General features: G+C 68.7%; 19 protein-coding genes and 3 pseudogenes. 13 read left to right on the top strand and 9 right to left on the bottom strand.

What is annotated here, in order from left to right; all coding sequences use genetic code 11:
- Positions 1 to 93: 93 nt before the first annotated feature.
- The gene (locus ASF25_RS05385; protein WP_056176316.1) at positions 94 to 2,883 is read right to left on the bottom strand and encodes a [protein-PII] uridylyltransferase; all 2,790 of its coding nucleotides are present in this window, start codon (positions 2,881 to 2,883) and stop codon (positions 94 to 96) included.
- Positions 2,884 to 3,131: 248 nt separating this feature from the next.
- On the opposite strand from ASF25_RS05385, the gene ASF25_RS05380 reads away from it, so the two are divergent.
- Together ASF25_RS05380 and ASF25_RS05375 are read left to right on the top strand one after the other, a co-directional pair.
- Positions 3,132 to 3,641: an OsmC family protein gene (locus ASF25_RS05380; RefSeq protein WP_056176314.1), complete on the top strand. Its 510-nt coding sequence runs from the start codon at positions 3,132 to 3,134 to the stop codon at positions 3,639 to 3,641.
- A 68-nt stretch (positions 3,642 to 3,709) separates the two neighbouring features.
- Positions 3,710 to 5,254 carry a sodium:proton antiporter gene (locus ASF25_RS05375; RefSeq protein ID WP_056176311.1) on the top strand — a complete coding sequence of 515 codons (1,545 nt, stop codon included), beginning with the start codon at positions 3,710 to 3,712 and terminating at the stop codon, positions 5,252 to 5,254.
- A 3-nt stretch (positions 5,255 to 5,257) separates the two neighbouring features.
- Here the strand turns inward: ASF25_RS05375 and gshB are convergent, their stop codons facing one another.
- Positions 5,258 to 6,214 carry a glutathione synthase gene (gene gshB / locus ASF25_RS05370; RefSeq protein ID WP_056303744.1) on the bottom strand — a complete coding sequence of 319 codons (957 nt, stop codon included), beginning with the start codon at positions 6,212 to 6,214 and terminating at the stop codon, positions 5,258 to 5,260.
- 49 nt (positions 6,215 to 6,263) lie between these two features.
- Positions 6,264 to 6,539: a hypothetical protein gene (locus ASF25_RS05365; protein ID WP_056176304.1), complete on the bottom strand. Its 276-nt coding sequence runs from the start codon at positions 6,537 to 6,539 to the stop codon at positions 6,264 to 6,266.
- A gap of 465 nt (positions 6,540 to 7,004) precedes the next feature.
- On the opposite strand from ASF25_RS05365, the gene ASF25_RS23180 reads away from it, so the two are divergent.
- The 3 genes from ASF25_RS23180 (at position 7,005) to ASF25_RS05350 (ending at position 9,665) form a co-directional block, all read left to right on the top strand.
- On the top strand, positions 7,005 to 7,232 hold the full coding sequence (locus ASF25_RS23180) for a hypothetical protein (protein ID WP_056267064.1): 228 nt from the start codon (positions 7,005 to 7,007) through the stop codon (positions 7,230 to 7,232).
- Between the two features lie 38 nt (positions 7,233 to 7,270).
- Positions 7,271 to 8,083: a hypothetical protein gene (locus ASF25_RS05355; RefSeq protein ID WP_200927279.1), complete on the top strand. Its 813-nt coding sequence runs from the start codon at positions 7,271 to 7,273 to the stop codon at positions 8,081 to 8,083.
- A 232-nt stretch (positions 8,084 to 8,315) separates the two neighbouring features.
- Positions 8,316 to 9,665 (top strand): hypothetical protein, encoded by a 1,350-nt coding sequence (locus ASF25_RS05350; RefSeq protein WP_156368868.1) that lies wholly within the window; start codon positions 8,316 to 8,318, stop codon positions 9,663 to 9,665.
- A gap of 89 nt (positions 9,666 to 9,754) precedes the next feature.
- On the opposite strand, the gene ASF25_RS05345 is transcribed toward ASF25_RS05350, so the two are convergent.
- The 3 genes from ASF25_RS05345 to ASF25_RS05335 are packed head-to-tail and all read right to left on the bottom strand — an operon-like array spanning position 9,755 to position 13,273.
- Positions 9,755 to 10,351 (bottom strand): hypothetical protein, encoded by a 597-nt coding sequence (locus ASF25_RS05345; RefSeq protein WP_056303830.1) that lies wholly within the window; start codon positions 10,349 to 10,351, stop codon positions 9,755 to 9,757.
- Positions 10,348 to 11,040, bottom strand: coding sequence for a DUF1214 domain-containing protein (locus ASF25_RS05340; protein WP_244472907.1), 693 nt, complete (start codon positions 11,038 to 11,040; stop codon positions 10,348 to 10,350). Before ASF25_RS05340 ends, ASF25_RS05345 begins: the two co-directional genes overlap by 4 nt.
- 19 nt (positions 11,041 to 11,059) lie before the next feature.
- Entirely contained in the window at positions 11,060 to 13,273 is a 2,214-nt protein-coding gene (locus ASF25_RS05335; protein ID WP_056176913.1) for a PBP1A family penicillin-binding protein, read from the bottom strand.
- Positions 13,274 to 13,539: 266 nt separating this feature from the next.
- Between ASF25_RS05335 and ASF25_RS05330 the strand changes: the two genes are divergently transcribed.
- Positions 13,540 to 14,055: a YcgN family cysteine cluster protein gene (locus ASF25_RS05330; protein ID WP_056176297.1), complete on the top strand. Its 516-nt coding sequence runs from the start codon at positions 13,540 to 13,542 to the stop codon at positions 14,053 to 14,055.
- A 31-nt stretch (positions 14,056 to 14,086) separates the two neighbouring features.
- Here the strand turns inward: ASF25_RS05330 and ASF25_RS05325 are convergent, their stop codons facing one another.
- A complete protein-coding gene (locus tag ASF25_RS05325) occupies positions 14,087 to 14,869 on the bottom strand; it encodes a creatininase family protein (protein WP_056176294.1) in 783 nt (260 codons plus the stop codon).
- Positions 14,870 to 14,999: 130 nt separating this feature from the next.
- Between ASF25_RS05325 and ASF25_RS05320 the strand changes: the two genes are divergently transcribed.
- Positions 15,000 to 15,998 (top strand): sensor domain-containing diguanylate cyclase, encoded by a 999-nt coding sequence (locus tag ASF25_RS05320; protein ID WP_244472906.1) that lies wholly within the window; start codon positions 15,000 to 15,002, stop codon positions 15,996 to 15,998.
- Between the two features lie 30 nt (positions 15,999 to 16,028).
- On the opposite strand, the gene ASF25_RS05315 is transcribed toward ASF25_RS05320, so the two are convergent.
- Entirely contained in the window at positions 16,029 to 16,433 is a 405-nt protein-coding gene (locus tag ASF25_RS05315; protein WP_056303740.1) for a CsbD family protein, read from the bottom strand.
- A gap of 84 nt (positions 16,434 to 16,517) precedes the next feature.
- Positions 16,518 to 16,730, bottom strand: coding sequence for a CsbD family protein (locus ASF25_RS05310; protein WP_056266563.1), 213 nt, complete (start codon positions 16,728 to 16,730; stop codon positions 16,518 to 16,520).
- A gap of 341 nt (positions 16,731 to 17,071) precedes the next feature.
- On the opposite strand from ASF25_RS05310, the pseudogene ASF25_RS23505 reads away from it, so the two are divergent.
- The 6 genes and pseudogenes from ASF25_RS23505 to ASF25_RS05290 form a co-directional block, all read left to right on the top strand.
- Positions 17,072 to 17,218 (top strand): annotated as a pseudogene (locus ASF25_RS23505) (oxalate/formate MFS antiporter); the annotation flags it as partial.
- Between the two features lie 100 nt (positions 17,219 to 17,318).
- Positions 17,319 to 18,067: pseudogene (gene oxlT, locus ASF25_RS21795) on the top strand (oxalate/formate MFS antiporter); the annotation flags it as partial.
- Between the two features lie 399 nt (positions 18,068 to 18,466).
- Positions 18,467 to 18,710: pseudogene (locus ASF25_RS23500) on the top strand (oxalate/formate MFS antiporter); the annotation flags it as partial.
- Positions 18,711 to 18,714: 4 nt separating this feature from the next.
- Positions 18,715 to 19,479 (top strand): fumarylacetoacetate hydrolase family protein, encoded by a 765-nt coding sequence (locus ASF25_RS05300; protein ID WP_056303738.1) that lies wholly within the window; start codon positions 18,715 to 18,717, stop codon positions 19,477 to 19,479.
- Positions 19,480 to 19,513: 34 nt separating this feature from the next.
- Entirely contained in the window at positions 19,514 to 20,524 is a 1,011-nt protein-coding gene (locus ASF25_RS05295) for a 2-dehydropantoate 2-reductase (RefSeq protein WP_056266575.1), read from the top strand.
- Positions 20,525 to 20,556: 32 nt separating this feature from the next.
- Positions 20,557 to 22,089, top strand: a complete 1,533-nt coding sequence (locus ASF25_RS05290; protein WP_056303734.1) for an acyl--CoA ligase — start codon at positions 20,557 to 20,559, stop codon at positions 22,087 to 22,089.
- Positions 22,090 to 22,095: the final 6 nt, after the last annotated feature.

Genomic DNA, 22,095 nt, shown 5'->3' with positions numbered 1-22,095 from the left:
TCGGGGTTGCCGGGGATTGGCGCTGATATCAGGCGCGCGCGCCACGAAATCAACCGTGCAGCGTGCGGGGGATCCCGTTCCCGGGCCCAGGCCTTACGCTTCGCGCGGCGGCGGGGATTCGAGGAGGGCGTCGAGACCCTCGGCCCGCATGGCGGCGACGTCGCTGGCGAACACCTCCATCACGGCGGAGCGGATCGCCACCTGCCGATCGGGCTGGGTCACCCGCGTGCCGGTGAGGTCGGTGACGTAGAACACGTCCACGGCGCGCTCGCCGAAGGTCGCCACATGGGCCGAGGTGATGTTGAGGCTCAGCCGCCCCAGCGCCGCCGTCAGTTCGTAGAGCAGGCCCGGCCGATCGAGGCCGGTGATCTCGATGACCGTCTCGCGGCTCGACAGGGCATTGTCGATGGACATGTCCGGTGGCACCAGGAACGTCGGCGTACGCTTGTCCGGGGGATGCCGGTCGGCGACGAGGTCGGCGATGCGGATCTCGCCACGCAGCGCCCGCTCGATGGCCGTCGTGATGCGCTTGGCCCGGCGCAACTCGTCCTCGTCCCGCTCGAACGCCCGCGACAGCAGGATCGAATCGAGGGCGAAGCCGTCCGTGGTGGTGAAGATCTGTGCATCGACGATGTTGCCGCCCAGCGCCGCGCAGGCCCCGGTGACGATGGCCAGCAGCCGCGGATGGTCGGGCGAGTAGATCGTCAGCTCGGTGATGCCGCGCACGGGGTCGGTCTCGTCCGCGGTGGCGACGGTTCGGCCTTCTTCCATCAGGGTCTCGAGGAAACCCGCATGCTTGAACTGGCGCGTCGCATCGACCTTGAGCCAGTAGGCCTGGTTGTGGCGGCCCGCATAGGCATCGAAGGCCTCGGACCCCCAGTCGGCGAGCTGCTCGCGCAGACCCATCTGGATCATGCGGACCCGGTCCGTGCGGGCGATCTCGGAATGGCCGCCGGAAAGCACCACCTCGGTCTCGTCGTAGAGGGTACGCAGCAGGGTGCCCTTCCACGCGGTCCACACGCCCGGCCCCACGGCACGGATGTCGGCCACGGTCAGGATCATCAGGAGCTTCAGCCGCTCCAGGGTCTGCACGATCCCGGCGAACTTCTCGATGGTCTTCGGGTCCGAGAGGTCGCGGCTCTGGGCCGTCATGGACATGAGCAGGTGATGCTCCACCAGCCAAGCCACCGTCTCGGTCTCGGCGGGCTTCAACCCGAAGCGCGGCCCGAGCTTCTCGGCGATGGCCGCACCCGCAATGGAATGGTCCTCCGGGCGGCCCTTGGCGATGTCGTGCAGGAGGACGGCCACGAACAAGGCCCGCCGGTTGGAGATCGAGTCGATCAGGCGCGAGGCCAGCGGATGGTCCTCTTCCGTGCGGCCGGATTCGATGGCGGTGAGGACGCCGAGGGCGCGCAGCAGGTGCTCGTCCACGGTGAAGTGGTGGTACATGTTGAACTGCATCATCGCGACGATGCGGCCGAAATCCGGGATGAAGCGGCCGAGCACGCCGGCCTCGTTCATCAACCGCAGGATGGTCTCGGGCGAATTCTTCGAAGTCAGGATGTCGAGGAACAGCCGGTTGGCCTCCTCGTCGGCCCGCAGGGAATGGCCGATGAGGCGCAAGCTCCGGTTGGCCGCACGGGTCGCATCCGGGTGGATCGGCAGGTTGTGGCGGTCGGCGAGCCAGAACAGCCGGATCAGGTTCACCGGATCCTTCACGAAGGCATCGGCGTCGCGCAGGTTGATGCGGCCGTTGTCGTCCACGAAATCCTCCGCCTCGATGGCGGTGGCACGGAAGCGGTCGCGGAAACGTCCGATCCAGCGGTCGAGGACCGGCGTCCGCTTGGCGTGGCGCGCCTCGAGAGCGGCGCACACGATGGCGGTGAGGTCGCCCACATCCTTGGCGATCAGGAAATAGGCCTTCATGAAGCGCTCGACACCGGACAGGCCGCCGCGTGGCTCGTAGCCGAAGCGCTCGGCGACCTTCGGCTGCAATCCGAACGACAGGCGTTCCTCCGAGCGGCCGGTGATGAAGTGCATGTGGCAGCGCACGCGCCACAGCAATTCCTCGCAGCGCTCGAACACCCGGTACTCCTCCGGGGTGAACAGCCCGGCGGGCACGAGCTCGCTCTGATCGCGAACCCGGTAGGTGTATTTTGCGATCCAGAACAGGGTGTTGAGGTCGCGTAGGCCGCCCTTGCCGTCCTTGACGTTGGGCTCGACAAGGTAGCGCGAGGCGCCCGCCTTGGTGACCCGCGCGTCGCGCTCGCGCAGCTTCGCCTCGACGAATTCGGGCGCCGTCCACATCACGAGTTCGGTATCGAACCGGGTCACGAGCTCCTCGTAGAGCCCCCGGGTGCCGAACAGGAACCGCGCCTCCAGCAACGAAGTGCGGATGGTCATGTCGGCGCGGCCCTCGCGCAGGCACTCCTCCACCGAGCGCGTGGCATGGCCGACCTTCAATTTGAGGTCCCACAACACGTAGAGCATCGCCTCGACGACGCTCTCGGACCAGGCCGTCTGCTTGTAGGGCAGCAGGAACAGGAGATCGATGTCGGAGCCCGGCGCCATGGTGCCCCGGCCGTAGCCGCCCGTGGCCACCACCGCGAGCTGCTCGCCCGTCGAGGGGTTGTCGTTCGGATAAAGCCGCCAGACCACGGCGTCGTGGATTGCGCGGATCACCGCGTCCGTGAGGTTGCTCAGGCGCTGGGCACAGGCGAGGCCGTCGCGCTCCTCGATGAGGCGAGCCTCGGCATCGGCGCGCCCGAGGTCCATCACGCGCCGCAATTCGGGCACGAGGACGGCCCGCAGCCGCGTCGCCTCCCGGGCGTCGCGGTCGAGCGTCTCGAGAACATCGGCGAGGGCGGCAACGGCGTCGAACATAGTCAATCCCGTTAGCACGTTGGCCGATCGGCGCCAGGGGCCTCGCGGAGGCCGGGCGTGGGGCGCGGGATCGCCCAGCATCGGGCGCGGGGCTGTTCCGAGCCGGAAACCGGGTCCCATCGTGCGAATGCGCGGCCAAACCGCGCCGATCGCCGCGTGCGGAGCCGCGCGTTCCCTCGATCTGGCCGCCATCGCACGAAGGCGTTAGGTTCGGGACCAACACTCATAAAACACACGAGGAAACGCCCATGGACTCGTCGGCCCTGCGCTCGCTCCAGGCTCCGCTGAAGGATCAGTACCGCACCGACGCCGACTCCGCTTTGGTGACCCTGCGCGCCCGGGGCAGCCTCGACGACACATCCATCGCCTGCAAGGTCGAGACCGGACGCGCGCTGGCGGTGGCCGGCCTGCACCCGGCCACGGGGGGGTCCGGCGCCGAACTCTGCTCGGGCGACATGCTGCTGGAGGCCCTCGTCGCCTGCGCGGGCGTCACCCTCAAGGCGGTGGCGACCGCCCTGGAGATCGAGCTGCGCGCCGGCACCGTGAGCGCCGAGGGCGATCTCGACTTCCGCGGGACACTCGGCGTCGACAAGGGAGCCCCCGTGGGCTTCCGGGCGATCCGCCTGAGCTTCGCCCTCGACACCGACGCGCCCCAAGACAAACTCGACCAGCTCCTGAAGCTGACGGAGCGCTACTGCGTCGTGTTCCAGACCCTGAACCACAAGCCGGACCTGTCCGTCTCGAACACGCGGGGCTGAGTCCCGAAGGGGAGATCTGCGAAGGGGAGATCTGCGTTTCGGGCGCGCCGGCCCTATCTCCCCTTCACATGATGATTTTCGAGTGGATCGTCGGCGTCCTGTTCGGCGCCGTCCTGTTGGCCGCCCTCGCCCGGCGCGTGGGCGCGCCGTATCCGGTGTTCCTGGCGCTCGGCGGCATCGCCCTGGCCTTCATCCCGGCGGTACCGAACCTCGTCCTCGACCCGGAACTGGCGCTCGCCCTGTTCCTCGCCCCCGTCCTGCTGGACGCCGGCTACGCCACCTCGCTCCGGGACCTGCGCACCCATTGGCGCCCCATCGCCGGCCTGGCGCTCGGCGCCGTGGTGGCCTCGACGCTGGCCGTGGCGTTCGTGGCGAAGCTCCTCCTTCCCGACATGCCCATCGCGGCCGCCATCGTGCTCGGCGCCATCGTCGCCCCGCCCGATGCCGTGGCGGCGCTGTCGGTGCTGCGCCACGTCGAACTGCCGCACCGCCTCACCACGATCCTGCGCGGCGAGAGCCTGCTCAACGACGCCGGCTCCCTGCTGATCTACCGCCTCGGCGTCACCGCGGCCGTCACCGGGACATTCTCCATCGCCGAGATCGGCCCGGCCTTCCTCATCGGCATCCTCGGCAGCGTCGTCGTCGGCCCGATCCTGGCCTACGCCTACACCCGGGCCATGCGGCCGGTCACCGACGCGCCGAGCGTCATCGTCCTGCAATTCGTCGCCGCCTTCGGCATCTGGATCGGGGCCGAGCACGTCCACCTGTCGGGGGTGCTGACCGTAGTCACCTTCGCCATCACGGCGGCGCGCCTCACGGCCGGGCGCACGCCGCCGCGCACCCGCATCGTCTCCTACGCCGTGTGGGACACGGCGGTGTTCGTCCTCAACGTGCTCGCCTTCGTGCTCATCGGCCTGCAGATCGGCCCGATCCTCGAGCGCCTGCCCCGGGAGCAGCAGATCTCCTACGCGCTCGTGGGCGGGGCGGTGTTCCTCACCGTGGTGGTGGTCCGCATCGTCTGGGTGCTGTCGGCCAACCACTTTTCACGATTGGGGGCCGAGGGCGAAACCAGTGATGACCGCGGCCCGGGCGCCGCGACGGCGGTGGCCTGGGCCGGCATGCGCGGTATCGTCACCATCGCGACGGCGCTGGCGCTTCCCGAGGGTGATCCGGGGTTTCCCTACCGCGACCTCATCGTGCTCACGGCCTTCTGCGTCATCATCGGCACCCTCACGGTCCAGGGCCTGACCCTGCGCCCGCTGCTGGGACGCCTCGGCCTCAAGGACGACGATCCGGTGGGCCGCGAGATCGGGTACGGCCGCACCCAGGCCTACGGCGCGGCGCTCCACAGCCTCGAGGGCGAGACCGGCGCCCATGTGGACGCCCTGCGGGAGGAGTTCCGCGCGGCCCTCGACCAGGCCGGCAGGCAAGAGGACGGGTTCGCCTCCGAGACCCTGCCGGCCGACGCCGCACGGCGCAGTACCATCGAGGCCGCCCGCGACCGGGTGCTCGCCCTGCGCCGCTCGGGCGAGATCGGCGACGACGCCTATTACGTCCTGGAGGAGGAGTTCGACTGGGCCGAGCTCAACGCGACGCCGCGCGCCGAGCGGTGAGGTTCAGGCGGAGAGCACCGTGCTCACGCGGGCTTCGATGGCGTCCCACACGGACACCGCCAGATCGGGGCCGCCCAGGCGCTTGATCGCCCGGATGCCGGTGGGAGACGTGACGTTGATCTCGGTGAGGTTGCCGTCGATCACGTCGATGCCGACGAGGATCAGGCCGCGCCGCCGCAACTCGGGACCGATGGCGGCGCAGATCTCCAGTTCACGCGGTGTCAGGTCGGAGGCCGCCGCTGCCCCGCCCCGCACCATGTTGGAGCGGATGTCGTTGAGGGCCGGCACCCGGTTGATGGCGCCCAGGGGTTCGCCGTCGACGAGGATGATGCGCTTGTCCCCCTCGGTGATGCGCGGCAGGAAGCGCTGCACCACCCATTGTTCGCGGAACGTCACCGAGAACAGATCGAACATCGAGCCGAAATTCGCGTCCTCCGGCAGCACCCGGAACACCGCCGCGCCGCCGTGGCCATGGAGCGGCTTCATCACGATAGCGCCGTGCTCGGCCCGGAACGCCTCGATCTCCGCCTTGTCGCGGGTGATGAGGGTCGGCGGCATCAGGGCGGGAAAATCGAGGACGAACAGCTTTTCGGGCGCGTTGCGCACTTCGGCCGGGTTGTTCACCACCAGGGTCGAGGCCGGCAGCCGCTCCAGCATGTGGGTCGCGGTAATGTAGGCCATGTCGAAGGGCGGGTCCTGGCGCATGAGCACCACGTCCACCTCCGACAGGTCCATGCGCTCGGGGACACCAAGGGTGGCGTGCGCACCCTCGACGTCCTGCACCGTCAGGGTTTCCACCCGTGCGGTCACCCGACCGCCCTGGAGGGACAGCCGGTCGGGTGTGTAGTGCAGGAGCCGGTGCCCTCGCGCCTGCGCTTCGAGCAGCAGGGCGAAGGTGGTGTCACCAGCGATACGAATTGCCCGGATGGAATCCATCTGGACCGCGACGGTCAGGGCCATGGCTCTCGAACTCCGGATCTCGAAAAGGGTGGAGAGCCGCCCCCGGACGCTACTTCTTGCCGCCGGTGCGCTTGTCGTAGTCGCCGATGGCGGCCTTGCACTCGGGCGACAGGCGGGCGCGGTTGCGATCCATGCAGGTCTCTGCGTCCTTGCTGTTGGGATCGACACCGGCGCAGAGGCGGAAATAGTCGTTCGCGCAGCCGAGCTGCAATCCCTGATCCTCGCGCTGGGCCTGGGCCGGACCGGCCGCCAGTACCATCAGGGCGAGCGGCGCGATCTTCAGGGCCGTCGAGAGGCTCAAGGGTCGTGACGTAACCACACGCATCCTGCGGTGTCCTTCGTTCGGGGAAAGATTGAAAGGGGCATATCGGGCCGCCCCGGCGCTTAGCAAGCGCGCGAAAGCCCACGCTTGTTCCCGTGCCTCGCGACATGGTCGGACGGCCGCAGTTGATGGCCCGGACAAAAAACCCCGCTCGCGCGAGCAAGCGGGGCCGAGTTCAAGGGAGGGATTGCCCGCCATGGGCGGCAAGGCTCATGCAAGCCATGCGCCACCCAATTTCCAAGCCATGCGGCATCCGAGCCACACCGGACGCCCGTGATGGAAAGGCGGCGTCGGTCGAGCCGTTCGACCGCTCTCGCCCCCGCCTTGGCAACAATCCGTTAACCACCCCGTGATGATCTCGGCCCACGAGAACGCCGATCGGACGACCCCGCAGGGTGTCTCCTCCTTCGGTCGAGACGGCACGGGGAGCCCGTGGCGCGCAAGAGCAACGGGACGGGATCGCAGCCGATGAACTTCGACAGGTCATCTTATACGGGGGGTCCCGAGCGTCCGACGGCCACCGTCGTGACCTTCCCGCGTGACGGACGCCGCCGCTTCCGGCGCAGCGCCGACGCGGCGCAGGACCCGCGCGGGGCGATTCTGCTGTTCACCGGTATCCGCTACGAGCGCATGACCGAGGCCAGCACCCCGATCGGACCCGAGACTCCGGCCCCCCGCCTGCGTCGGCGCTCCTGAGGCGCGGCCTCGCGAGTCCCCGGCGACCGGACCCGACGATGGCGATGGCGATGGCGGCCGATCCTCTCTCCCGTCGCATCGCGACGATCACGGCGATCCTCGTGATCGTCACCGGCTGCGCCCAACAAGGCGATTTCGGTCGCCCGAAGCCGGGAGCCTGGAACAGCCTGATCGAGACCACCGGCACCCTGGCCGCGCGCGAGCGCGGGGAGCCGGCCTCGGCCTTTCCCTTCACGGATGACGAGATCACCCTGCGCGACCGGGCCTGGCGCCTCCTGATGCCGGCGGCGGGGCACGATGCCTTCACGGACGCCCTCGCCAACCTGACCCGCAGCCGCGTGCTGCCGCGATCCTGGCGCCCGGACGACCCGGCGGCGTACTACGCCACCCTCATGGATGGTCCGTTCCGCTCTCCCGTATCGCGCTATCACCGTCTGTCGGAGGATATCGGCATCGATGCGCGCCTGCTGCCGGTCTTCGCCGCCATCGCCGCGCGGGTGAACCAGGCCGACGCCCTCCGTCTGCGTAGCCTGCCCTTCGCCAAATCCCTGGACGACCGCGACGTGCGCCAGGCTGCCATGCGGGTGGCCGAGAACCGCTGCCTCGTCGCCTGGGTCCGGACGGAGACGGACCTGCGGATCGCGCGCTACCGCTACGCCCTCGAACACCTCCTCGTCGCCGTTCCCTCGCCGGAGGCGGCCCTCGTCGAGCGGATCCTGCGGGCCCTGGAGGAGCGTCGTCCCCTCCTCGTGCCCCTGGTCCCACCGGCGACGGAGGAAAGCTGCGGCGGCTGGGAGGAGCGTGCGGTAGACGCTGCCCCCGCCCCGAGGCCCCTCGTCGTCAAGAACTGAGGACCGAGTCGAAGGTGCGTCGTCCCGTGCGACGCCTCGGCCAGACCGATCCGGATCCGAACACGCGTCCAAGTCGGATTCTCCACGATCCCTGGGCGGGGAGGACAGTATGGGGCGTTTGCAACCTGCCGAACCGTTGGGCGGCATTGACGGTCTCGGGCGAGGTTCGCCGCACGCCGGAGCGCCGGACGCAGGGAGATGGTGGCGTGCGCTCGCGTGGCTGATGTTTACGGTGATCGCCGCCCTTGTCGTGGTCGGCCGCCCCGATCTCAGGATCGACGATGCGTACATCACGCTCCACAACGCCCGAACGCTGCTCGCCGGCGGCGCGGACCCGGCCTATGCCGGTTCCACGGCGCTGACGGGGGCGACGAGCGCCGTCCATCTCTTGGCGATCGCGGGTCTCGGGCTTCTTCTTCCGCTGGAGACCGCGAGCGATCTCGTCGGTCTCCTTGCCATTCTGCTCTACGTGGCCGGCCTCGACCGTATGGCCGTGCAGGCGGGATGCAGCCGTGTGGTGCTGATCTGCCTCGGACTCCTGGCCGGATACCAGACGCTGCACCTTGTCAACGGCCTTGAAACCGGGCTTGCGGCGGCAGCCATCGCCTGGAGCCTCGTTCTACGCGACGCGCGGTGGCTGCCCGTGCTGTGCGGAACTCTGCCCTTCCTCCGGCCGGAACTCGCGTTGCTGGCCCTGCCCCTCCTCGTCCGGCAGTGCTGGCTGGTGCGTGGGGCACCCTCGCAGGTGCTGCGGATCACGGCCCTCGCGGCCGCAGCGGCGATCCCCTGGGTGGCGTTCTCATGGATGATGACCGGCAGTCTCGTCCCGGCGACGGGCGGCGCGAAGATCGCGTTCTTCGCGGAGGCGCCCCTCCCCCTCGCCGACAAGCTCATGATCGCGTCCTCGGCGATCCTGCACTCCGCGCTCCTGATCGTCGCCATCGGCGGCATCGGGTTGTGGCGCAGGCGGGCGGGATGGTGTGGAGCCATATTCCTTCTCGCCTGGCTCGGGTCCGCGACCTGGGTTTTCCCCGGCGGCCTGTCGCACAATTACTGCCGGTATCTCGCGGAAGCGGTGCCGGTCCTGCTCTTCGGTGCGGCCGGCTTGCTCACAGCCGAGCGGCGACGGGTGGCCTGCGTCGCGGTGCTGTGCCTCGTGGGCCTGCAGGCGAGGACCCTTCAGGCAGCTTGGGAAACGCAGCGGATGGCGCAGGCTCGCGAAGCGATGGTGGCCACCCTGCGCGCGACGGTCCCGGCGAACGCGCGCGTGGCGGTGCATGACGCGGGTTACGTGGCCTGGCGCCTGCCCGAACTCCGCCTGACCGATGTCGTCGGCCTGAAAACGCCGTCCAGTGCGCTCGCGTTCGTGCGTCATCCTGTCCGGAACGAGGATCGGGGACCCGCCCTCGCGGAAATCCTCGCATCCTCCGGAGCCGAGTATTTCGTCTGCCTGACAGGTGATCCGTTCTGGTCGACCCTCGCCACCGACCTCGCACGCGTCGGTCAGTCGATGGAACCCCTCGGGCAAGGCGGAGCGTACACCGTCTTCCGCCTCGGAGTGCTGCCGGCGGCGCCCCCTTGACGGGCTTTCAGAGCGCCTCACAAAACGCCCGATCACCGCCGGTTCTCACCCTGAGTCCGACAGCGCAGCGGGAGTTTTGTGAGAGACACTCAGCCTCCGGCCTTGTCCTCGGCGGGCACGTCCACCGTGCAGGACACGGCCTGCACCGCCGTGTTGGCCGCCGGCCTCTGGCTCGGCAGGGCGGCAATCACCCGCACCACCACATAACCCTTGGCGTCCGGCGCCACGATGCGGACGTCACGGGTGACGTCGTTCTCGTCGGCGTTGGCGAGCGCCTCGTCGTACTGGGCACGGGTGAGCACCACGAGATCGAGGGCACCGCGCACGGCCGCCTGGTCGGTGACCGCGTAGAAGGCGCCGCGCCGGCCGTGGACGGCGAGGGACAGCATCAGCGGCCCCGTGCGGGCAGAGACCCGCATGGGGCCATCGGCGAGATCGTAGCCGCAGATGCCGACCGCCACGGCCGGATCGGGAATGGGCAGCCACGCCTCGGGGGGCGAGGGGGTGTCGCCGGTGGCCAGCGTGTAGACCGGCATGGCGTGATCGAGTGTCTCGCCCGTGCGTGCCCGCGATAGGGCATCGGCTTCCGACAGGCGGGGGATCAGGAGGACGGCACCGATATGGACGAGCCCCGCCAGCACGAGACCCGTGGCGGTGGCGAGGAGGAAGCGGCCGCGGGGCGTCATGCGGCGCATCCCGTGCGGGTGATGGCCGGCAGGGACGTGCGATCGAGGGTCCCGGCGCTCGCGGCCACGGGCGTGTCGTAGAGGCGCAGTGCGAGACGCACCGGCCCGCTGGCACGCGGCATCGCCAGCCAGTTGCCCGCTTGGACCTCGGGCGAGAGGGTGATGACGAAGCGCCCGTCGCGGTCGCGTAGGATCTCCGTCGAGGTGTAGCCCTCGCGTACGATGGTGCGGGCGGGATCGCGTGGGCCGCGCCCGGCGACCGTCACGGTCCAGGCCCGGGCAGGCGGTGTGATGCCCGCGATGCTGTAGGTACAGGTGGCGTCCAGGGTCTGCCCCTCGTCGTCCTGGGCGGCGGTGAGCAGCATCCCTTCGCCGACCGCCAGGGGAATCTCGCCCCGGCGGGCGTTCACGGCCCGGGCATAGGGATCGGCCCCCACGGAACCGGTGCGGGGCCACGCCGTCCATGCGCCGACGGCGACGCCCCCGAACGGGTACCCGCCCCGGGTGGCGTAATCGGCGGTGGCGAGCCCGATCCCTGCCCCGAGGGCGAGGGCGTAGAGGACGAGGCTGACGGTGGAGGCTCGGCGTACGCCGTCACGCGCCACGGCGGCGATACGCGCGCCGACGGTCCGCACACCGGCGTTTCCGGCCTCCGGGCGGGCGGGCGCGACCATGTCGGCGGCTTTCATCGAACCTGAGCTCTCACGCTTACGGAGTGGCGATGCGGCCGAATGCCGGGCGTGTCCCGTCGGCCACGTTGCCGGCCGCGCGCGGGGACGCGCCGCTGGCCTCGACGGTGCGGAACAGGCCGTTGACGCCGCCGATGACCTCGAAGGAACGCCGCGACAGCTTGCCGGCGGCGCTGGCCGCCGGATTGATCGGGGCGGCAGTCGGTGTCTGGGCCACGGCGCGCCCGACCTCCTTGAGGCCCGGCATCGGCTTCAGTTCGATACCCTGGTGGGCGATCTCCATCACATCGTGCCAGGCCATGGCGGGGAGCGAGCCGCCGGTCATCTTGTTGGTGGAGGTGTGGTCGTCGTTTCCGAACCAGACCGAGCCGACATAGTTGCCCGTGTAGGCGACGAACCAGGCATCGCGATACGCGTTCGTGGTACCGGACTTGCCCGCGACCTTGATGCCCTCGAGCTGGGCGCGCTTGCCGGTGCCCTCCTCCACCACCTTGGTGAGCATGTAGTTCATGTCGGCGACCACCTGGGTCGAGAGCACCTGCTCGACCGCCTCGTCGGCGTGGCGGTAGATCACCTCGCCGGACGAGTTCTTCACCTCCATGGCGGCGTAGGGCTTGGCCTTGCGCCCGCCGTTGGCGAACACCGCGTAGGCGGCGGCCTGATCGATCACGTTGACCTCGGCCGAGCCGATGGGCAGGGACACCGAGTTCGTCGGCAGCGGCGTCGTGATGCCCATGCGGTGGGCGGTCTCGACGATCTTGACCCGGCCGGCGGTGGCGGCCGCGAAATCCCCCTTGATGCCCATGCCCTTGCCGATGGCGATGGAGATCTGGATCGGGATGGTGTTGATGGATTTGGCCACCGCCACCGTGAGGTTGGTCGGGCCGGAGAACGAGCGGCCGTAATTCTGCGGGCACCAGTCGCCGAGGCAGACCGGGCGGTCGACGACCCGGGTGTCGGGCCGGTACAGGCCGGACGCGAGGCCTGCGGCGTAGACGTAGGGCTTGAACGAGGAGCCCGGCTGGCGCAGGGCGTCGGTGGCGCGGTTGAACTGGCTCTCGCCGTAATCGGCCCCGCCCACCATGGCACGCAGCGCGCCATCCGGGTCGAGGATCACCATGGCGGCCTCGTCGACGTCGTACTGATCGCCGTAGCGGCGCAGGGTGTTCTGCACCACCTCGTCGGCGCGCTTCTGGATCGTGAGGTCCAGCGGCGTCTTGACCGTGAGCACGCGGTCGCTGCGGAAGCGGCCCGCATCGGCCATGCCCTTGATCTCGCCGAACGCCCAGTCGAGGTAGTAGTCCGCCGTGATGTCGCGGGTGCGGGTCACCGGAGTGGCCGGGTTGCGCAGGGCCGTCTGGATCTGGCCCTCCGTGACGAAGCCGGCCTCGACCATGTTGTGCAGCACGTCGACGGCGCGGGCGCGGGCGGCGGGCAGGTTGACGTGGGGCGCATACTTCGTCGGCGCCTTGAACAGACCGGCCAGCATGGCGGCTTCGGCGAGGGAGATGTCCTTGAGCGGCTTGCCGAAATAGTAGTCGGCCGCCGCCACGGCGCCGAAGGTGCCGCCACCCATATAGGCGCGGTCGAGATAGAGCTTCAGGATTTCGTTCTTGGTGAGGTGGCTTTCCAGCCACAGGGCGAGGAAGGCCTCGTTGATCTTGCGCTCGAGGGAGCGCTCGTTCGTCAGGAACAGGTTCTTGGCGAGCTGCTGCGTGATGGACGAGCCGCCCTGCGTGTTGCCGCCGCCGCGCGAATTCGAAACCAGCGCGCGCGCGGTGCCGATGGGGTCGATGCCCCAATGCTCGTAGAAGCGCCGGTCCTCCGTCGAGACCAGGGCCTTGATCATGATATCGGGGAAGTCGTCGAGCTTCAGCGAATCGTCGTGCTTGATCCCGCGCCGTCCCACCTCGGCGCCGTAGCGGTCGAGGAAGGTGACGGCGAGATCCTGGGTCTTGAGCCAGTTGTCGCTGGTCTGGTTGAAAGCGGATTGCGCCAGCGCCAGCATCAACACCGCGCCGCCGGTGCCGAGCGTCATCGCCTCGCTGGTCAGGTCGAGGACACCGCGCTTCCAGCCCCGCACGGCGAAGACGTTCATACGCTCCTGGAAACGCTCGTAGGTCTCGCCGGCCGAGCGGCCGCTGTCGTAGAGACCCGCGTTCACCCAGGCGTCGAAAGCCAGGGCCGCACGCTTGAACCGCGTCGTCAGGGAAGTGGCGTTGGGCAAGCGCACGATCTGTTCTTCACGTCCCTGGAGGGCAGCCCGATCCGGTCCGCACCGCGGCATTCAATCTATCAAGCCGCGCATCGGTTCGCGAGACACCCGATACCATGCGCAACGCGCCGGCGGCATGGCACGTCGCCGCGTGCACCGGCTCAAGATCGGATTAACCTTGACGCGGGAATGGGGCGCGCCGGTGGCGCTTGCTCATTGGGACGCGTTGCGGCAAGGGAACCCTTCGCCCGTCCCACCGCACATCCTGACCTTGGGGTTCCCGAATGCGGGATCGCACGCCCGCACGCCCGTCCGGGCCGCCGGCCTCCACCGAACCGTTCTGGCGCACCAAGACGCTGGACACGATGACGCCCGCCGAGTGGGAGAGCTTGTGCGACGGTTGCGGCCGTTGCTGCCTCCTGAAGCTCGAGGACGAGGACACGGGCGAGGTCTACCATACGGATGTGGGCTGCACCTTGCTCGACGGGCACGGTTGCCATTGCCGTGATTATCCCCGCCGGCAGAAGCGGGTGCCGGATTGCGTGCGCCTGACGCCGGAGGCCGTGCGGACGATCCCGTGGCTGCCGCCGACCTGTGGGTACCGCCTCGTGCGCGACGGCGAGGACCTGCCCGACTGGCATCCCCTGGTGAGCGGCCGGGCAGCCAGCGTCCACGAGGCCGGCATCTCCATCCGCGGTCGCGTGTCGGGCAACGAGGAGGAGTTCACCGCCGACGAACTCCTGGACCGCATCGTGACCTGGCCGGCCCGCACGCCCGAGACCGAAGACCCCGAAGACTGAGTTTTTCGCGGTTTCTCGGCTTCGCCAAGCTTCAGGGCGCCAGGGTGAAGCGATCGACGTCGCGCAGGAGTTCGAGGACCGCGCGGGCGCCGTGATCGAGGGCGGCGTGTCCCGCCTCGGCCGTCCCGAGGCGCGCATCGCCGATGGCCCCGGCCGGGTTGAGATCCCCCGCCTTCCAGGCAAAGGCCGCCGGGCGCCCGGCTCGGAGGTGCGTGAACGCCTGCTCCATCTCGAGGGTGCGCGGTGTGAAGTCGGCGATGCGGTCGATCCGCACGCGGTCGGGGCAGAGCGCCAGCATCAGGGCGGTCTCGATGCCCCCGCCATGGATGCCGTGCCGGATCTCGGCTTCGGGAAACAGGCCCTCGGGATAGCCGAATCGGCTCCAGGCGGTGGTGACGGCGACCATGTCGAGGCGGGCGCGCAGGTCGGCGGCCACGAGATCGATGAGGCCGCTGTTGCCGCCATGCGCGGTGACGAGGACGAGCTTGGTGCAGCCGGCCCGGTGAATCCCGGTGCCGATCTCGCCCCATGCACCGAGCGCCGTCGCGCTCGTGAGGCTCAGGGTCCCCGGAAACGCGTCGTGCTCGTCAGACTTCCCGATGGCCTGCACGGGCAGGACGAGTACGTCGAGATCGTCGGCCGGCAGAGCCATGAGCCGGGCGAGGTAGCCCTCGGCGATGTCGAGATCGGTGGAGAGGGGGAGGTGCGGGCCATGCTGCTCTATGGCGGCCACGGGCAGCACGGCGATGGTGCGGCACATATCTCGATGCCGAAACTCATCGGTCGTCAAAGCGGACCATGGACGAATGGACATCTGGCTGGTCTCCTCGGTCTCATTCCTCCGCCGGAAAGCGGGCTGAACCGGTAAGATCCTCAGTACAGTAACGAACCCTTATGGTCGCGTGACCTAAGGTTAATGGAAACGACGCCACGACCGGTCCTGCATGAGCCCGACATCTCGCACGCGCAATCCCGGACCGGCCAAAGATCGGTCGAGTCCGGAGCGAAACGCCCGACGCCAGAGATTCGGCGCACTCATCGATGCACCTGCCGATACGGAACGGCTGCTGCAGGAGATCGCTCGCCTGCGCGCGATGCTCGACACCAATTCGGACTGGATCTGGGAGGTGGATGCCCAGGGGCGCTACACCTACGCCTCGCGTCATTCCCTGGTGCTTCTCGGCTACGAGCCGCACGAGATCATTGGCCGGACGCCGTTCGACTTCATGCCGCCGGACGAGGCCGAGCGGGTGGGGAGTGCCTTCGCCGAGATCGTGCGCGAGAAGCGCTCCTTCGCCGGACTGATCAACCATAACCGCCACCGGGACGGCCGCATCGTCGTCCTCGAGACGAGCGGCGTGCCGCTCTTTGACGCCGGCGGCGTGCTGCAGGGGTATCGGGGGATCGACCGGGACGTCACCACCCAGGAAACGGAGCGGACGCGATTGCATCACCTCGCCCGCCGGGACGACCTGACGGGGCTCGGCAACCGGTTGGCCCTGCGCGAGCGGTTGAGCGAGGCCATGACAGAGCCGGCGACGGACTTTGCCGTGATCCTGTTCGACCTCGACCATTTCAAGCCGATCAACGACACCCTCGGTCACGCCGCGGGCGACCTGCTGCTGACCCTGCTCGCCGGCCGAATCGCCTGCTTGGCGGCACCGGCGCGGATGTTCCGCCTCGGCGGGGACGAGTTCGTCATCGTCGCGCCGGACGGGGCACTGGCCACTACCATCGTCGAGCGCGCCCTAGCGGGCCTCGCACAGCCGTTCGAGGTGTACGGAGCCTCGGTGCGGATCGCGGCCAGTTTCGGCATCGCCACCTGTCCACCGAACGCAGAAAGCCCGGAGGAGGTTCTGGCCCGGGCCGATACGGCCCTGTACGAAGCGAAGGCCCGGCGCCCGGCACCCGAGGCTGAGCACCACGTCCCCACCGGGGCGTAGACAGCGCCAGCGAGACTGGTGCGGCTCGCCTCAGCGTGTCCGGCGCATGAGCCACCCGGTGGCGAAGGCGGCGGCGGCGACCACCAGCAGCGTGGTGTTCCGGTTGTCGTCGGCCCGGGCTGCGATATCCCGGCCCCGCCGCATCGCTTCGTCACGGTAGCCGCGTCCGCGCTCCCGCAGATCCTCGGCACGATCCTGGACCTCGCTCGCCACGGCCCGACCCCGGCTGCGGGCCTCGTCGATGAACTGCGTGCCGTCGCGATGCAGGCCGTCCGCGGTCTCGCGAGCCCGGCCATACCCGTGCTGAAGCGTCCCGGCGACCTGATCCACAGCGCCGTCGATCTGCTGACGCGGACGCCCGGTCACGGCGCCCAGGGCCGTCCGGCCGCGCCCACGCAGGTTGCGCAGGCCGCCTTCGAATTGATCTCTGTTCATTCCGGTTCCTCTCTGCCGCAGCGGACCCGATGTCCGCGGCGCTGAATGCCCCGAGCCAAGCACGGCCCGCCGATGGGGCTCCGGTCAGATCTTCTTCACGGCATCGGCCGCGCTCTGGGCCGCGTTCTTGATGCCGTCCTTGGCATCGCCGACGGTCTTCTGCGCTTCGCCCTTCAGTTCCTGGGCCTTGCCCTCGGCCTGAAGCTTCTCGTTGCCGGTGACGGAACCGACGCCCTGCTTGATGTTGCCGACGGCCTCGTTGGCCAGACCCTTGATCTTGTCCGTCGTGCTGCTCATCGAACTCTCCGTGAATGGGCCAGGATCTGGGCCGACGACCAGGGAGGCGACCGTCTGCCACAGGCCAAGCGCAACCGTGCAGCACCCAAGAATGTTCCGGTCAGGCCCACCCCGGCGGCTCAGCTCCCCGTCGATTGCTGCAGCGCACGCTTAGTCCTTTGCATCGCAAGATCACCGTCCGGTATCGCTATTCAGTCATGGCTATCTCAAATTTTTTACATGGGTATCGAAAAAAATTTACAGAAGAGCGCAAGATGGCGTCACGGCGAAGCTGCTTGAATTCAAAATAATTGCGGTTAGAACCGTGCGGCATTACCAAAAGTTGATCCAAGGACAACGCCATGACCGCGCGCACCGCTGCGCCCGTCCCAGGTGGGACCGCCTACGCCGCCTCTCCGACGATCGCCGCCCCCCCGTTCGGCCGCTGGGGCCAGCTCGTGATCGGCGTCATCTGCATGGTGATGATCGCCAACCTCCAGTACGGCTGGACGTTCTTCGTCCCCGACATCCAGAAGAAGTTCGGCTTCGACCGCGCCGCGATCCAGTGGGCCTTCACCCTGTTCGTGCTGTTCGAGACCTGGCTCGTGNACGTTCTTCGTCCCCGACATCCAGAAGAAGTTCGGCTTCGACCGCGCCGCGATCCAGTGGGCCTTCACCCTGTTCGTGCTGTTCGAGACCTGGCTCGTGCCCGTCGAGGGCTGGTTCGTCGACAAGTACGGCCCGCGCGTCGTGGTCCTGTTCGGCGGCCTGCTCTGCGGCATCGGCTGGGTCATCAACTCCTACGCCGAGACCCTGAACATGTTCTACCTCGGTCAGGTGGTGGCCGGCATCGGTGCGGGCGCCGTCTACGGCACCTGCGTCGGCTCGGCCCTGAAGTGGTTCCCGGACAAGCGGGGTCTGGCCGCCGGCATCACCGCCGCCGGTTTCGGCGCCGGCTCGGCCCTCACCGTCGCGCCGATCCAGTGGATGATCGCCGAGAACGGATTCCAATCCGCGTTCTTCAGCTTCGGCATCGGCCAGGGCCTCATCGTCATGGTGCTGTCGGCGTTCCTGGTCTCCCCGAAGAAGGGGCAGGTCGCAGAGGCGGCGAGCAATGCCAGCGTCGCCCAGACCCGGCGCAACTTCACCCCCGGCGAGGTCGCACGCCAGCCGATCTTCTGGCTGATGTACTTCATGTTCGTCATCGTGGGCGCCGGCGGCCTGATGATCACCGCCAACCTCAAGCCCATCGCGGCCGAYATCGGCGTCGACAAGGTGCCCGTCACGATCATGGGCATCACCATGGTGGCCATCACCTTCGCGGCCACCATCGACCGGGTGCTCAACGGCCTGACCCGNATCGGCGTCGACAAGGTGCCCGTCACGATCATGGGCATCACCATGGTGGCCATCACCTTCGCGGCCACCATCGACCGGGTGCTCAACGGCCTGACCCGCCCGTTCTTCGGCTGGGTGTCGGACAAGATCGGCCGCGAGAACACCATGTTCATCGCCTTCGCCATGGAAGGCTTCGGCATCTACATGCTCTACCTCTGGGGTCACGACCCCCTGTGGTTCGTGCTGCTCTCGGGGTTCGTGTTCTTCGCCTGGGGTGAGATCTACTCGCTGTTCCCCTCGACCTGCACCGACACCTTCGGCACCAAGTTCGCCGCCACCAACGCCGGCCTGCTCTACACCGCCAAGGGCACGGCGGCCCTGCTGGTGCCGGTCCCCTCGATGGCGGAGCCGTCCGGTCNGCTGTTCCCCTCGACCTGCACCGACACCTTCGGCACCAAGTTCGCCGCCACCAACGCCGGCCTGCTCTACACCGCCAAGGGCACGGCGGCCCTGCTGGTCCCCGCCGCCAACTATCTCCAGCAGAGTTCGGCGAGCTGGGACGGGGTGTTCCTCGTCGCCGCCGGCGCCAACATCCTCGCCTCGCTGCTAGCCATCGCCGTGCTGAAGCCCTGGCGTGCGCGCTATATCGCCCGGAACGCCTGAAACCATGGCGCGCTGGCTTCGCTACACCCATGGCGGTCGAGACGGCTTCGGCCGCCTCGACGGGGAGAGCATCACCGTCCACGAGGGCGATCTCTTCTCCACTCCGACTCCCACGGGCGAGACTCTGCCGCTCGCCGACGTCACCCTCGACCTTCCCTGCCGGCCGTCGAAGCTCATCGCCCTGTGGAACAATTTTCACGCGGCGGCCGAGAAGCAGGGGCTGGAGCGGCCGGAGGCTCCCCTGTTCTTCGTCAAGCCGCCCAACACCTACCGGGCGAGCGGGCAGGCCGTGACGATCCCGGACGGCCTCGGCCGCATCCTGTTCGAGGGCGAGCTCGGCATCGTCATCGGCCGGCGCGGACGCGATCTCAGCCCCGAGGCGGCGGCCGAGCACATCTTCGGCTACACCTGCGTGAACGACGTCACGGCGCTGGAGGTGCTGAAAGCCGATCCGAGCTTCGTGCAATGGACCCGCTCGAAGGGTTTCGACGGATTCGGTCCGTTCGGCCCGGTCATCGCCACCGGCCTCGACCCGGACGCCCTCTCCGTCGCCGTGCGGGTCAATGGGCGCGAGCGCCAGCGCTACCCGCTCGCCGACATGATCTTCAAGCCGCGGGAGATCGTCGCCCTGGTCTCGCGGGGCATGACCCTGGAGCCCGGCGACCTCATCGCCTGCGGAACCTCCAACGGTGCGGGTCCGATCCCGAAGGGCGCCACCGTCGAAGTTGACATCGAGGGCATCGGCGTACTGTCGAACGCATTCGCGTGACGGATTTGACGAACACGAATCTGAGGACACCCACATGAGCATCGCCATTGTCGGCGCCGGCGCCATCGGCGGATTCCTGGGCGTACGCCTCGCCAACGCGGGGGAGAACGTCACCTTCATCGCGCGCGGCGCCAACCTCGACGCCATCAAGACCAACGGGATGCGCCTGATCGAGGAGAACGGCTCCGAGATCCACGTGAAGAACCTATCGGCCACGAAATCCATGGACGAGGCCGGCGTGCACGACATCGTGCTGCTGACCGTCAAGGCGCATCAGGTCGGCCCCATCGCCGCCGATCTGCACCACCTCATCGGACCCGAGACCATGGTGGTGACCATGCAGAACGGAATCCCGTGGTGGTACTTTTCCGGCGGCCACGGCGGGGACCTGACCGGCACCCACCTGGAGACGGCCGATCCGGGCGGCCTCATCGCCCAGCACCTCGATCCGAAGCACGTCATCGGCTCCGTGGTCTATCCGGCCGCAATCCTGACGGAGCCCGGCGTGGTGCAGGTGATCGAGGGCCACCGCTTCGGTCTCGGCGAACTCGACGGCACCATGAGCCCGCGGGTCCAGTCCCTGGCCCAACGCCTCATCAAGGCCGGCTTCCGCGCGCCCGTCACCTCCGACATCCGGGCGGAGATCTGGCTCAAGCTTTGGGGCAACCTCAGCTTCAACCCGATCTCGGCGCTCAGCCACGCCACCCTCGTGGACATCTGCCAGTTCCCCGAGACCCGGGCACTTGCCACCGACATGATGCGCGAAGCGGAAGCGATCGCGGGCAAGCTCGGCATCACGTTCAAGCTCGGCATCGAGAAGCGCATCGCCGGGGCCGAGAAGGTCGGCGCCCACAAGACCTCGATGCTGCAGGACGTCGAGGCGGGCCGACCCATCGAACTCGAGGCGCTGGTCGGATCGATCATCGAGCTCGGGCGCCTGACCGACACCCCGACCCCGCATATCGGCACCGTCTACGCCCTGATGCGCCTGCTCGCGCAGAGTTTGGACCGGGCGCAGGGACGCCTGTCCATCACGGCCGCCTGAATTTTTCGAGCGATTTCAAGGACACATCTTCCATGGCCGAGAACGCCACCACCCTCCACGCCTTGATCCAGGCCGGCGCCGACGAGGCCACCGCCCTGTCGAGCCCCGGCGGCGTGCCCCTGACCTTCGGTGCCCTGCGCGCCTTGACCACGCGCACCATCGCGGCCCTGAACGCCCAGGGCATCGGCCGGGGCGACCGCGTCGGCATCGTCCTCGACAACGGTCCCGAGATGGCCGCCGCCTTCATCGCAATCGCGGCGGGCGCCACCTCGGCACCGCTCAACCCGAGCTACAAGGCGGACGAGTTCACGTTCTACCTCTCCGACCTCGACGCCCGGCTGCTGGTGGTCGCCGAAGGCTCCGAGACGCCGGCCGTGGCCGTCGCCGAGAAGCTCGGCGTGCCGGTGGTGCGCCTGCGCCCGACCCCGGAAGCAGGGGCCGGCTCCTTCACCCTGGCGTTCTCGGGTGAAGCCGTCGCGCCCGCCGCCAACGGTGGTCCGGCGCAGCCCGACGACATCGCCCTGGTGCTCCACACCTCCGGCACCACGTCGCGCCCCAAGATCGTGCCGTTGAAGCAGTCCAACGTCTGCGCCTCGGCCCGCAACATCCGGCAGGCGGTGGCCTTCACGGCGGGGGATCGCGGCCTCAACATCATGCCGCTGTTCCACATCCACGGGCTCATCGCGGGTATCCTGGCGCCGCTCTCGGCCGGCGGTCAGGTTTCCTGCACCCCGGGCTTCAACGCCCTGAAGTTCTTCGGCTGGATGGGTGAGGTCCGCCCGACCTGGTACACGGCGGTGCCGACCATGCATCAGGCGATCCTCGGCCGTGCCTCCCGCAACCGGGAGGTCATCGAGGCGAACCCGCTGCGGTTCATCCGCTCGTCCTCGTCCTCCATGCCGCCGCAGGTGATGAAAGAGATCGAGGACACCTTCGGCGCCCCCCTGATCGAGGCCTACGGCATGACCGAGGCCGCCCACCAGATGGCCTCGAACCCCCTGCCCCCGAAGCCGCATTACGCCGGCTCGGTCGGCCTCGCCGCCGGCCCCGAGATCGCCATCGTGGACGAGGACGGCGAGCCGCTTCCCGCCGGCGAAATCGGCGAGATCGTCATCCGGGGCGACAACGTGATGGCGGGCTACGAGAACAACGACAAGGCCAACGCCGAGGCCTTCACGAAGCAGGGCTGGTTCCGCACGGGCGACCAGGGCTCGCTCACCCCGGAAGGCTACCTCTCGCTCACCGGACGCCTCAAGGAGATCATCAACCGGGGCGGCGAGAAGATCTCGCCGCGCGAGGTCGACGAGATCCTCATGGACCATCCGGCCGTGTCGCAATGCGTGACCTTCGCCATGCCGCACGACAAGCTCGGCGAGGATGTCGCGGCCGCCATCGTCCTGCGCGAAGGCCAGACGCTGGCGGAGAAGGATCTGCGGGGCTTCGCCCTCGAACGTCTCGCGGCCTTCAAGGTGCCGGCCAAGATCCTCATCCTGGACGAGATCCCCAAGGGTGCGACCGGCAAGCTCCAGCGCATCGGCCTGGCGCAGAAGCTCGGGCTCGTGTGAGCCCGC

The sequence above is a fragment of the Methylobacterium sp. Leaf100 genome, assembly GCF_001422845.1.
Lineage (GTDB): Bacteria > Pseudomonadota > Alphaproteobacteria > Rhizobiales > Beijerinckiaceae > Methylobacterium.
This window is presented reverse-complemented; position numbering and strand designations above follow the sequence as displayed.